9 protein-coding genes are annotated in these 12,968 nt (G+C 35.2%); 4 read left to right on the plus strand and 5 right to left on the minus strand.

The window, feature by feature from the left end:
• Positions 1-64 precede the first annotated feature (64 nt).
• Both holA and D7004_RS06850 read left to right on the plus strand, forming a co-directional pair.
• A complete protein-coding gene (holA, locus tag D7004_RS06845) occupies positions 65-1,087 on the plus strand; it encodes a DNA polymerase III subunit delta (RefSeq protein WP_123205131.1) in 1,023 nt (340 codons plus the stop codon).
• Positions 1,088-1,362: 275 nt separating this feature from the next.
• Complete coding sequence (locus tag D7004_RS06850; RefSeq protein WP_123205132.1) at positions 1,363-3,936, plus strand: zinc-dependent metalloprotease; 2,574 nt, start codon at positions 1,363-1,365, stop codon at positions 3,934-3,936.
• Between the two features lie 59 nt (positions 3,937-3,995).
• On the opposite strand, the gene D7004_RS06855 is transcribed toward D7004_RS06850, so the two are convergent.
• Positions 3,996-4,901, minus strand: a complete 906-nt coding sequence (locus tag D7004_RS06855; protein WP_123205133.1) for a hypothetical protein — start codon at positions 4,899-4,901, stop codon at positions 3,996-3,998.
• Positions 4,902-5,123: 222 nt separating this feature from the next.
• On the opposite strand from D7004_RS06855, the gene D7004_RS06860 reads away from it, so the two are divergent.
• On the plus strand, positions 5,124-5,528 hold the full coding sequence (locus D7004_RS06860; RefSeq protein WP_123205134.1) for an EVE domain-containing protein: 405 nt from the start codon (positions 5,124-5,126) through the stop codon (positions 5,526-5,528).
• Here the strand turns inward: D7004_RS06860 and D7004_RS06865 are convergent, their stop codons facing one another.
• On the minus strand, positions 5,529-6,716 hold the full coding sequence (locus D7004_RS06865; protein WP_123205135.1) for a cation:proton antiporter: 1,188 nt from the start codon (positions 6,714-6,716) through the stop codon (positions 5,529-5,531).
• Between the two features lie 67 nt (positions 6,717-6,783).
• Positions 6,784-7,305, minus strand: coding sequence for an acyl-CoA thioesterase (locus tag D7004_RS06870; protein WP_123205136.1), 522 nt, complete (start codon positions 7,303-7,305; stop codon positions 6,784-6,786).
• Positions 7,306-7,723: 418 nt separating this feature from the next.
• Between D7004_RS06870 and D7004_RS06880 the strand changes: the two genes are divergently transcribed.
• On the plus strand, positions 7,724-9,217 hold the full coding sequence (locus tag D7004_RS06880; RefSeq protein ID WP_123205138.1) for an alpha-amylase: 1,494 nt from the start codon (positions 7,724-7,726) through the stop codon (positions 9,215-9,217).
• A 108-nt stretch (positions 9,218-9,325) separates the two neighbouring features.
• On the opposite strand, the gene D7004_RS06885 is transcribed toward D7004_RS06880, so the two are convergent.
• Together D7004_RS06885 and D7004_RS06890 are read right to left on the minus strand one after the other, a co-directional pair.
• Complete coding sequence (locus D7004_RS06885; RefSeq protein WP_123205139.1) at positions 9,326-10,603, minus strand: type IX secretion system plug protein; 1,278 nt, start codon at positions 10,601-10,603, stop codon at positions 9,326-9,328.
• 407 nt (positions 10,604-11,010) lie between these two features.
• Positions 11,011-12,918 carry an ABC-F family ATP-binding cassette domain-containing protein gene (locus D7004_RS06890; protein WP_123205140.1) on the minus strand — a complete coding sequence of 636 codons (1,908 nt, stop codon included), beginning with the start codon at positions 12,916-12,918 and terminating at the stop codon, positions 11,011-11,013.
• Positions 12,919-12,968 lie beyond the last annotated feature (50 nt).

Consider the following 12,968-nt stretch of genomic DNA (forward strand, 5'->3'; position numbering starts at 1 on the left):
AAAGTTAGCATTGTTTATAAACATTTAGTAAAATCATAAAAGCTAAATTGTAATTTTACAAGCAATGACTGCTGCCGAAATTATTAAAGATATTAAAACCCGAAAGTTTAAACCTGTTTATCTATTACATGGTGAGGAAGCTTATTACATCGATCAGGTTACTGAATATATTGAAGATAAATTATTGAACAATTCCGAAAAAGGTTTTAATCAAACCGTTTTGTATGGTAAGGATACCGATATGGCAACGATTTTAGGTGCAGCAAAACGCTACCCAATGATGTCGGAATATCAAGTTGTAATTGTTAAGGAAGCGCAAGATTTAAAGTGGGCCAAGGAAGAAGGGAATAGTAAGGAGGCAGAATTTGTACTTAATTATTTTGAAAAACCTTTGCCAAGTACCATTTTAGTATTTGCCTATAAATACGCAAACTTCGATAAACGTAAAAAAATTTATAAAGCGATAAGCAAAAGCGGCTTAATTTTTCAATCTGATTTGGTTCGCGATTATAAACTTGTTCCGTGGATTGAAGATTTTGTAAGGGAAAAGGGCTATAAAATCGACCAACAAGCATCAGCATTGATGGCAGAATACCTTGGTACAGACCTTTCTAAAATCGCAAACGAAATAGAAAAACTGATGCTAAATGTGCCGAAAGATGTAATCATTAATACAGATTTGGTTCAGAAAAATATCGGCATTAGTAAAGATTATAATGTTTTTGAACTGCAGAAAGCACTAGCCGTTCGCAATGTTTTAAAGTGTAATCAAATCATAAATTATTTCGCCAATAACCCAAAAGCAAATCCTATGGTTATGGTTTTGGCAAACTTAGGTGGTTATTTTACTAAGCTTTTAAAGTATCATTATGTGCCGAATAAAGCTGATGCGGCTTCTGCTTTAGGTGTTCCTCCGTTTTTTATTAAGGATTATGAAGTTGCAGCAAGAAATTATAATACAGGCAAAGTTTTTCAGATAATTAGTTTGCTGCGAGAGTACGATTTAAAAAGCAAAGGCTTAGAAAGTAGTGGTAATGTTGATGAGGGCGACCTTTACAAAGAATTGGTTTTTAAGATTATTCATTAGCTACTTTATCATCTTTGTAATTGCCAAAGTAATTCTAAAACTAAATATTTACCGCCTTTGATTAGTGCTTAGCAAGCAACTGATAATTTCTAAATAAATCTATAAAGATGCTTTTTGTTGAGGTAATCGTTACGATCTTCAGTCTTAATGAGCTTATGAAATCAATATTGAAGTAAAATCGCGGAAATAGGCTTATTGTAACTTAAAAGTTATTCTGAAAATCATTTCAAATAGTACTTCCTGCCATATATTTACCTTCAAATCAACTTATTGTTATGAAAAAAAATATACTCAGCATTTTATTTGCTGTTTCTGCCATTACATTTGCTCAGGCACAGGTAAGGCAAGGAGGAGCTATACCTGGTGACACAACACGAAGAGCGGCAGGAGCAGCCTTAGGCTCAGGAGTTCGGGCTCAACCAAAACCTTATGATCAGGTTATCACCAGTAAAACATCTACCAGAAAGGGGATGATAACTACGCATAAATTAGAAGACAAATTTTTCTTCGAAATTGCAGATTCTACTTTAGGCAGAGATATTTTAGTAGTTAGCCGTATTTCTAAATCAGGTGCAGAAGTAAGGGCGGCACAAGGCTATGCAGGCGACCAAATTGGTAGCTCTGTTATCCGTTTCGAAAAAGGACCAAACAATCGCATATTTATGCGCAAAATAAGTTATAAAACTTATGGTCCGGATAGTACAACTTCTATGTACCAGTCTTTAAAAAATTCAAACATTCAGGCAATTGCTGCGTCTTTCAACATCGCAGCGTACACCGCCGATAAAAAAGGTAGTGTAATTGATGTTACTGAATATTTAAATAGCGATAACGATATTTTCTATTTCAGTTCACCTGCGGCAAAAACCCGTTTCAGATTAGGTGCTCAACTTTCTGATAGAAGTTACATTCAAAGCTTAAGAAGTTTTCCAACCAATGTAGAAATTAGTACGGTAAAAACTTACAGTTTAACTGCTGCACCTTCGCCATTTGGTGGTGCTGCCCCTACCGGAATGGGTGGTAACGCATCAGCGGGTTCATCTACTGTAGAATTAAATACCTCTTTGGTTATTCTTCCAAAAGTGCCAATGAAAGCTCGCTACTTCGACCAAAGGGTTGGATATTTTGCAGTTGGTTACACCGATTTTGATTTAAATCCTCAAGGCGTTAAAGAAATCGAATTGATTAAAAGATGGAGATTAGAGCCTAAACCACAAGATATGGCAAAATATAAACGTGGCGAATTGGTTGAACCTATTAAACCTATTGTTTTTTATATCGATCCGGCTACACCTAAAAAATGGATTCCTTATTTAAAAGCAGGTGTTGATGATTGGGCTAAAGCCTTCGAAAAAGCAGGTTTCAAAAATGCAATCATGGCAAAAGAAGCTCCAAGTTATAAACAAGATTCTACCTGGAGTATTGATGATGCCCGTCATTCGGCGATTGTGTACAAACCATCAGAAATTGCAAATGCTAGTGGTCCGAGTATATCTGATCCAAGAAGCGGTGAAATTATGGAAAGTCACATCAACTGGTTTCACAATGTTCAAAAATTGGTTCACGATTGGTACATGATTCAAACTGCCGCAGTTGATCCAAGGGCTCGTAAAATGACTTTTAGCGATGAGCTAATGGGCGATTTGATTCGTTTTGTATCATCGCATGAGGTTGGTCATACTTTAGGTTTACGCCATAATTATGGTTCAAGCTCTACTGTTCCTACTGAAATGTTAAGGGATAAAAAATGGGTAGAAGCACATGGACATACCCCATCAATTATGGATTATGCTCGTTTTAATTACGTTGCTCAGCCGGAAGATAACATTTCTGCAAAAGGTTTATATCCTCGCATTGGCGATTATGATAATTGGGCAATTGAGTGGGGTTATAAATATTTCCCAGAAACAAAAAATGCTCAGCAAGAAGTGCCGATTTTAAATAAAATGACGATTGAATCTGCTAAAAATCGCAGGTTGTGGTTCGGAACAGAAACTAATCCAGATGATCCGCATTCGCAAAATGAAGATTTATCGGATAACGCAATGAAAGCAAGTACTTACGGTATCAAAAACCTTAAAGTTATTTTAAGTAATTTACCCGTTTGGACTAAAGAGCCAGCCGATGGTTACGATAACTTGGCTAATATGTATGGTCAGTTAACTACACAATTTGGTCGTTACATGGGGCATGTTGCAAAAAATATTGGTGGTGTTTATGAAAACCCTAAAACAGTTGAGCAAGCTGGTGCGGTTTACGAGCGTACGCCTGCTGCTACACAAAAAGAAGCAATGAATTTCTTAGATGTTCAATTGTTTAAAACGCCAACTTGGATGGTGAGTAAACCAATTTTGGATAACATTGACCAAGACGGTTTAGAAGTTGTTGGCAGATTACAGAATACAACAATTAACAGATTGTTGGGCACAAGTACATTAACTAAATTAATCTCTGCAGAAGCAGCTGATGGTGCAAGTGCTTATAAAATTACCGATTTGGTTACAGACTTAAATGCTTCAATATTTACTGAATTAAAATCTAATCAGGAAATTGATGTGTATAGAAGAAACCTTCAAAAAATGTATGTAGATAAATTAATTTCAATTATTAAACCAGCTGCTGCACCTACCGCAGTAAATGCAATTTTAGCTGGAGGCGGTAGAGGTGGAGCACCTCAAAGTGGTATTACAGCTTCACAAAGTGATGTGGTATCAGTTGTTAAAGGCGAATTGAAAGCTTTAGATTCAATGATAAAAACAAGTGCAACCGCTGCAACAGGTTTAAGCAAATATCATTTAGAAGATTTAGCGAGCAGAATTGACGATGCGCTAGATGCTAAAAGTAAATAAGTAATTGATGCAATTGAAAGAAGGGCTTCCCGATTTGTATTTCGGGAAGCCTTTCTTGTTTAAAATGAGCGGATTGCTCGGGTAAACGCCAAATTAGATTCAGATTTCGTTAATGGCCACAATACATCTCCAGCACTTTTAAAAACATACATGATAACATTATTCTTAGGTTCAATTTTACCGTTCACTTTTCTATAGTCTTGGTTTGAACTCATATACCCTGCTCCTTTTTGCAATTTAATACTACCTGCAGCATTTGTAGTAAATAAAATATTCATTGCTTTAATTTCTTCAACAGTTGGAAGATACCAATCATCAAAGCCATTGAGAACTAGATTATAGCAAATTGCGGCAGCAGTAGCATTATTTTTACATCCATTTACTATTGCTTGTGTATTAGACAAACCAAAACCTATTCCTTGTTCAGAAGTCCCTGGTATATCTGTTCCCTCACAACCCCATATAGCACTAGAGCTTTGATCAGAAGGCGCTACAATTAACCCATGTTTACCGGTAGCATCTACATAAAATATCATCCCACCACCATATAATTCTCCAACTGCAATAGGGTTTCCCGTTGCAAAGGTTATTTCTGAACCATAAGCCGTACCAGCTGCATTTGTAGCATAAGCTCTAACATAATATGTGGTACTACCAATAAGTTTCGAAAGTTCTATGGAAATAGATGAAATTGAATTTCCACTGGCATCAACAACTTTATTATTCGCAATGGTTGGATTCGAACTAGTACTGTAACAAATTCCTTTCTCCGTAATCGAAGAACCGCCGGTACTATTAATACTTCCACCAACCGTAGCAGTTGTTGTTGTAACAGATATTGCTGCGGATGTGCTTACTGTAGGGATACTGATTAAAGGTTGTGAATCGTCCTTACTGCATGATGAAATAAGTAGGATAATGGCAATTAATCCATGCCAAAGTTTAAGTTGTAAGTTTAGTTTCATTAACGTTTTTTATTGTACCAGAAGTCAAAAGGAATGCCATACTAAAAAATGTTTCTAAATCAATCTATAACACATTTATTTTAAAATTGCAGATAATTATTGGGGTGTTTTTTCCTCAAAACTACTCTACAGCTTCATAGCTGAATTTATAATTCATCAATGATTAATTTTTCCCTTCACAATGTTTTGATATTTCTTAAATTCGAAGCTTAAATAAATTACATGAAACATTGGCTAGTCAAATCAGAACCGTTTAAATACAGCTGGGTAAAATTTAATAAAGATGGTCGTACCTTTTGGGATGGTGTGCGTAATTATCAAGCTAGAAACAATCTAAAAGAAATGAAAGAAGGTGATTTGGTGCTTTTTTACCACAGCAATGAAGGTAAAAATGTTGTTGGTATTGCTAAGGTTGTAAAAGAATTTTACCAAGACCCAACAACTGAGGATGCAAATTGGGTTGTTGTAGATTTGGTTCCTGTCGAAGCCTTAAAAAATCCGGTTTCGTTAGAGCAAATCAAAGCAGAAGAAAGTCTTAAAGATATTTCATTGGTTCGTCAGGGGCGATTATCTGTTATGCCATTAAAGGCCGAAGAGTTCGATAAAATATTAGAAATGGGCAGTTAGTTAATGATTCAATTCTACAGCTTTCTTTTTGCTTAACATTAGCCCTGCCGTCATAACTAAACTCGAACCTAAAACCACTAGAAATAGAAATGAAGTACCAACTTGAGGTATTTTAAGCGAATTTGGTAAGTTAAAATAGAGCAAAATGCTGATTAAGCCTCTTGGTGCAATATATACAATGGGCGAAATGCTGCCGTTTTTAAATACTTTTAAACAGAAAAACCGAATGCCATAAATGGCTGCTAAAATGAAAAATCCGTTTGCCAATATTGGTTTGTCGTTCAACTCCTGAATGTTCATTGTAAAGCCAAAAATTACAAAGAAAAAGGTACGGAGAATAAAAGCGCTTTCTGCAGAAAGCTGATACAATTGAGATAAATCTGCGCTTAAATTTTTGTACAAAAATGTGCTCCTAAACCATAAATTTTGAATGGTGTCTGCGTTATTCAAAAATAAGCCAGTACTTAATATTAATACAAGTGAGGATAAATGGTAAGATTGACCAATCGCATATACTAAAATCAATATCGAAATGATAAGGAAAAACTTAATGTGATGAACCAATTTGCCCATAATGTAAATCAACACAATGCAAGCAATGGCCGACAATAAAATAACCAGAAAAGTACTTAAGCCAAGACCAATAAAAGATGATGAAGTGATGGAATGATTGGTAATGGCAAAGTTGAAAGTTATGATGCCTAAAATATCTGAAAAGGAAGATTCGTAAATTACAAATTCTTTATTTTCTTTGTTTAGTGCAGCCGCGGATGGAATTGCAATTGCTGAACTGATAACACTAAACGGAATTGCATTGGCAATACACGTGTACAAATTTGCATAACTAATTTGGTAAATAATTAGGGTAATTATGGTTACTGTACCAAGCAGAATGGTCAGTGCAGAAAAAAAAGCGCTTCTTATAATTTTATTTTTTTCCTTATCATACTTTAATTCAAGTGAACCCTCAAAAACAATAAGTATTAAACCAACCGTACCTAAAGTTGGTAGTATGGAAAGGAAATTTAGCGTCTGAATTTTTAGGTTGTCAACAAGTAAGCGTAAACCTATACCCAATAATAGCAGCAATAAAACTGAAGGAATTTTAGTTTTATTGGCCACTAAATCAAACAGATAAGAGAAAATTACTAATCCGCTTAAAATAATAAGGATGGTATATGTTGTCATATCTTAGCGATTGATGTTTGCTAAAATAAAACAATAGCACTAAGCACAAAGAAAATTATTGTAAAATTTAGGCTTTAAAAAATAAAGCCTTCAGTTCATTTGCATCATCAGGATGCATTTTACCACCCAAAACTAAACGCAATTGCCTGCGGCGAAGTGCGCCAGCAAAAAGTTCAATTTCTTCAACGCTTTCTGGTATGGCTTCTGGAACTGGGATGGTTCTTGCGCTTTGGTCAACAGCAACAAAAGTATAATAGGCTTCATTACTTTTTTGGCGTGCACCACTCGGAATGTTTTCAGCCCAAACGTCAAGCCTTACCTCTACAGATGTATTAAAAGCTCTGGTTACCTTTGCTTCAATGGTGATCACATCACCAAGTTTTATAGGATGTTTAAAAGAAACATTATCTACAGATGCAGTAACTACAATACGATTACAATGTTTTTGAGCCGAAATTGCGGCGGCAATATCCATCCAATGCAACAATCTTCCACCCATCAAATTGTTCAACGTGTTGGTATCATTTGGCAATACCAATTCGTTCATTATTGTAAAACTCTCTTTAACAAATTTCTTTTTCAAACTCATAATCGAGCGCAAAAGTACATAAAAGGTGCATTAAAAGCGCAATTTTTTGCTTTTGTGGTAAAGAAATAAGATAAAAAATGCCACAGAAACGCCGATTATCACAGAAGATGTAATCTTTGATTCTGGGGTAAAAAAATAATATGAAGAATTGCCACAGAAACGCAGATTTTCACGGAAACCAAATTCTTCTTCTGTGCTTTCATTGTTTCTGTGGCAAAAAACATATCTATAAAGAATAATTGCCACAGAAACACAGATTATCACGGAAACCAATTTTTCTTCTTTGCTTTCAGTGTCTCCGTGGCGAAAAATAACGGACGTTATACAAATTTTACCTTTCCCCAATTTACTTCCAGTCAACATTTCCTAAAAAACAATTCAGGAATAATCATGTTATCTTAGCAAAAATTGTAGAATAATGCAAAATCAAACGCTTATCCAATATTTCCATTGGTATTATAATGAAGAGCAAAACTTATGGACTAAAGTTGCCAACGAGGCAGCACATTTAAAAGAATTAGGTATCACATCGGTTTGGTTACCGCCAGCGTATAAATCCAATAACTCACCTTATGATGTTGGTTACGCAGTATACGATTTATTTGATTTGGGTGAATTTGACCAAAAAGGGGCAATTCCTACAAAGTACGGTACAAAAGATGAATACATAAAAGCCATTGATGCTTTACACGATAACGGAATTGCCGCGATAGCAGATATTGTTTTTAACCATAAAGCCGGCGGTGATGAGTTGGAAAAAGTAAAAGTAAGAACTGTAAGTGAAGATAATAGAAACGAGTTTACCAGTGATGTTTTTGAAATTGAAGCTTGGACAAAATTTACATTCCCTGGTAGAAAAGGTAAATATTCAGAATTTATTTGGGATCATTTATGTTTCAGTGGTGTAGATTGGGCAGAAGATTTGAAACAAACAGCTATATATTCCATCCAAAATCATTTGGGTGAGGGTTTTGAAGATGTTCCCTCAACGGAAAATGGTAACTATGACTATTTAATGTACAATGATATTGATTATCGTAATCAAGCTGTTATTGATGAATTGAATTATTGGGGCGAATGGATTGTAGAAACCACAAAAGTGGATGGATTTAGATTGGATGCCGTTAAACACATAAACCCTAAGTTTATTGTAGAGTGGCTTGATCATTTAAATCAAAAATATGATAGGCAATTTTTTGTTGTTGCCGAAGATTGGAATGTAGTCGAAGTAGATGGTCAGTTGGAATACATCAACATGACTGGTGGCAGAACTCAGATTTTTGATTCTGTATTGCACCATAATTTTTATCTAGCCAGCCAGGAAGCAAATCAGTTTGATATGCGAACCATTTTTGATAAATCATTGATTCAAATTAAACCTGAATTGGCAGTTACTTTTGTAGATAATCACGATTCTCAACCTTTACAAGCATTAGAATCTTATGTAGAATTTTGGTTCAGACCATTAGCATATGCTATTATTTTATTACGAGAGCAAGGCATTCCGTGTATTTTCTTCCCTGATATTTATGGAGGAATTTATGATGATAAAAACCCTGAGGGTGAAGATGTGCACATCGATTTAGCTTCGATACCAGATATTGAAACCATGAGTAAAATTCGTGCTGGTTTAGCGTATGGTTTTCAAAGAGATTATTTCGACCATAGCAATTGTGTTGGCTGGACCCGTGAAGGCGATGATGAACATGAAAATAGTGGATTGGCAGTATTGTTAAGCAATGGCGACGAAGGATTTAAAGACATGGAAGTTGGGCAGAAATTTGCCGGTAAAACTTTTATCGATGCTTTAGGTCATCGCGAACAGGAAGTAACCATCAATGAAAATGGATGGGCAACATTTCATTGCAACGCAGGTAGCGTTTCAGTTTGGATTTTAAAAATAGAAGGATAAATTTTAATCAAATAACTTTATGAGCCTGTCGGGATTGGCAAATTATTTTGCACCAGACAGGCTTATTTTTTGTGTGGAAAGATATATCTCAAAGAATAAGTTATAGCATTATCTTTTATCTAAAATTCGGTTGCTCAAATTCGTATAGCCAATTAAAGTATCCCACCTGGCACCAGGGCGACGATAATAAACAAATATTTGATAAGTGTTTTCGGTCTGGAAAAATGCACCTTCAAAGGGTGTTGTAGTTACCGTATTTGTGTTTTTATCAAGCCAGGCATACTCGTAATCATACAAACCTTGTTTCATTAAAATACTCGCATAAAACTGTTTTCGTTCGGCATCGTACAACAATTTGTTTTCTTTACTAAGGCTATAATTATTAAATCTTCCAATTACATAAGCTTCGCCATTTGTAGTGGGTGCTGATGTATTTAGCGTGAATAGCATACTTATATATTCAGCTTCTGTTCTGTCATCTCTGCCATCTGTGTTCCTGATAAAAAAGTTTCCGTTCTCATCCAGTTGATTGGCAAATGTTCCGGTATTTCTAGAAATATCCTGAAACAACATTGCACTAACAGATTCCTTATCACGAAATATATCTCGAATATTATCGCCTTTAAAACGGATACTACGCGTATCAAACTTTCTAAATTCATTATCGCCTAAAAAATCGTTTGTGTTTAAATCGTTATAAACCAATTGGTTTGGTCGAACAAATGATGGGCGGGTATTGATTTGTACGGTATTTGAATTAAAATTTTGTATCACAGCAATTTTTAAATCCTGATAAGGATTTGGAATCGGAATTGAGTGATTGATGGTAAAGTTTATTTTCTGTTTCTTGTCTCTGTCGGCAACTTGCATTGAATTGGTTACTTCTGCTGCTATACCCACCTGGCTATCTAAAATGTAAAAACGCTGAGATATTACCGGCTTACTTTTGTCATTATCTTCATAAATTTTCAGCACATAATTACCACCGATTTTGGGTTTAACCTGGCTGTTTGGCAAGCTTAATTCGTAGTGGGTATATTTTCTCGTAGTGTTTGATGAATAGCGGTAATTGATAATCCTATCTTCTGCAAAACCATCTAAATAATCCAGACTAGATATTTGTGATGTTTTCCAATCAAAAGTGCAGTGTTCTACGGTGTACCAATAGTTCTTTGTTCCAGCCAATAAATCATCAAAAGAAAAATTAATAGTTTCTTGTGAATTTAATAATATCACCGGAATACTTTGCTCCTTATTGCTATTGGAACAAAGCACTGTTTTAATATTTGGAAGATAAATTTTATTCTCGTTGGTAAAATTTTTATCAGTTTGGGCAAAGGTTAGGGTAGAGATGAAAAATAAAATGGAAAATATTATTTTGTGCATGGATAAAAGTACAGAGTATTAACCAAAGATTAAAAGGTTCATTGCAGAAAATATAATTCTCTTTCTGCTGTGATTTCTGCGTTTCTGTGGCAAAGAATAAAACTGCCACAGAAACGCAGATTATCACGGAAAATGTAATCTTTGATTCTGTGTCTTCAGTGTTTCTGTGGCAAAGAATAAAACTGCCACTGAAACGCAGATTATCGCAGAAAATGTAATCTTTAATTCTGTGTCTTCAGTGTTTCTGTAGCAAAAATAATATGAAAAATTGCCACAGAAACGCAGATTATCACGGAAAATGTAATCTTTAATTCTGTGTCTTCAGTGTTTCTGTGGCAAAAAATTAACAAAAAAAAACCGCAGACAAAATCTGCGGTTTAATATTTTAATTACGCTGTAGAAAAATTTTAACCTTCTAGCTCCATTATTTCGGCGGCCAGTGTTTCCCAATTATTTTGGTGAGTATCTAAATTTTGTTTAGCAGCAAGATACCTTTTATTTGCTTCAGCTAATTTATCAGGCTTACCATAAACATGTTCATCAGCCAATTCAGCTTCAATATCTTTTACATTTTGTTCCAATTCTGAAATTAAAGTTTCTAATTTCTTTAATTCATCATTAAGCTTTTTCAACTGATTTGCTGCATTTGGAGTAACAATTTTTTCAGCTGGCTTTTCCTTTTCAGGAACTTTAATAGGAATTGGTTTCGAAGCAGGAATTACGCGTTTGCTGTTCCACTCTTCGTATTCTGCATACGTTCCTGGATATTGTTTAATTTTTTCACCCTCGATAAACCAAATTTTATTGGCAACATTATCCAGAAAATACCTATCGTGAGAAACAGCAATGAATGTACCATCAAACTGTTGTAATGCCTGTATTAGAATATTAACCGATTGAATGTCCAAGTGGTTGGTCGGCTCATCCAGAATTAAAAAGTTAGAATCTGTAGTTAGTGATTTTGCTAAAGCTACACGCGATTTTTCACCACCTGAAAGAACTTTAATTTTCTTGAAAACATCATCTCCGGTAAACAGAAAACAACCTAGAATACCACGTAATTCGGTATCTGAATGTTTGGGAGCAAAAGCTTGCAACTCTTCTAAAATAGAATTGTTTAAGTGTAATGATTCTAACTGATGCTGAGCAAAAAACGTTGTGGTAACATTGTGGCCGGTTTCGCAGAAGCCATCAAATTTTTCTGCGCCTGCAATCATCCTCAATAAAGTTGATTTTCCTTTACCGTTTGCACCAATCAAAGCAATTTTATCACCTTTCTCAATTACCGCTTCAGCATCTTCCAAAATATGAACATTTGGGTAATGTTTCGTAGCATGTTCAATTCTAACCACATGTCGGCCAGATGGTTTAGAAAATTTAAATGCAAAATTTACGGTTGGGTTATCATCATCAACATCATCCACACGCTCCATTTTATCTAAAGCTTTCATACGCGATTGCGCCATTTTTGCTTTTGATGCTTTCGCTTTAAATCGTTCAATCAAACGCTCTTCCTGCTTAATTTTAGCTTGCTGATTTTTAAATTCACCCTTCTGTATTTCTCCACGCAGGGCTTTTTCCTCTACATAAAAACTGTAGTTTCCTGCGTAAACATTTAATTTTCCTTTACGAGATTCAACCGTACGGTTCACAATCTTATCTAAGAAATACCTATCGTGAGATACAATAACGATTGCACCTTCAAAGCCCATTAAATAGTTTTCTAGCCATTTAATAGATGGTAAATCCATGTGGTTGGTCGGCTCATCCAGCAGTAAAATATCTGGTGTTTGCAATAAGATTTTAGCAAGCATAACACGCATGCGCCATCCTCCAGAAAATGTATTTAGTGGACGTAGCTGATCGGCCGTGCTAAAACCCAAACCAGCCAGAATTTCATTCGCTCTATATTCGATGTTGTAACCATCTAAAGCTTCAAATTCTTGCTGTTTATCGCTTAATTTATATAAAATTTCCTCGCTATAATCTGTTTCGATTTTTTTGAGTAGTTCTTCAATTTCATCATGCAGTTGGTTTTGGCGCTCAAAAGCCTCCATGGCCACGTGTAAAATGCTATGGTGCGAATCGTAAGAAAGTAAATCCTGATTTAAGTAGCCGATTTTTAAATCTTTAGACATAGAAACCGTACCAGATGTTGGTGCGTACTCGCCTACAATTATTTTTAAAAGTGTCGATTTTCCCGTTCCATTGGCGCCAATTAATCCGGCTCTATCGCCAGGTTTAATGTGCCAATTTGCTTCATCGTATAAGGCCCTTGAGCCAATTAGGAATGTTAAATTATTTATTGAAATCATTTCGGCTGCAAAAGTACGAAATTTTAAAGCTTATTTTATGTCGAAAGTCA

It is taken from the genome of Pedobacter jejuensis, assembly GCF_003725795.1.
Lineage (GTDB): Bacteria > Bacteroidota > Bacteroidia > Sphingobacteriales > Sphingobacteriaceae > Pedobacter > Pedobacter jejuensis.

Bases quoted from the DNA above. Each gene is read 5' to 3' on its own strand.
- D7004_RS06885 (WP_123205139.1), bottom strand. From the start codon at position 10,603: ATGCACAAAATAATATTTTCCATTTTATTTTTCATCTCTACCCTAACC.
- D7004_RS06870 (WP_123205136.1), bottom strand. From the start codon at position 7,305: ATGAGTTTGAAAAAGAAATTTGTTAAAGAGAGTTTTACAATAATGAAC.
- D7004_RS06890 (WP_123205140.1), bottom strand. From the start codon at position 12,918: ATGATTTCAATAAATAATTTAACATTCCTAATTGGCTCAAGGGCCTTA.
- D7004_RS06860 (WP_123205134.1), top strand. From the start codon at position 5,124: ATGAAACATTGGCTAGTCAAATCAGAACCGTTTAAATACAGCTGGGTA.
- D7004_RS06855 (WP_123205133.1), bottom strand. From the start codon at position 4,901: ATGAAACTAAACTTACAACTTAAACTTTGGCATGGATTAATTGCCATT.
- holA (WP_123205131.1), top strand. From the start codon at position 65: ATGACTGCTGCCGAAATTATTAAAGATATTAAAACCCGAAAGTTTAAA.
- D7004_RS06880 (WP_123205138.1), top strand. From the start codon at position 7,724: ATGCAAAATCAAACGCTTATCCAATATTTCCATTGGTATTATAATGAA.
- D7004_RS06865 (WP_123205135.1), bottom strand. From the start codon at position 6,716: ATGACAACATATACCATCCTTATTATTTTAAGCGGATTAGTAATTTTC.
- D7004_RS06850 (WP_123205132.1), top strand. From the start codon at position 1,363: ATGAAAAAAAATATACTCAGCATTTTATTTGCTGTTTCTGCCATTACA.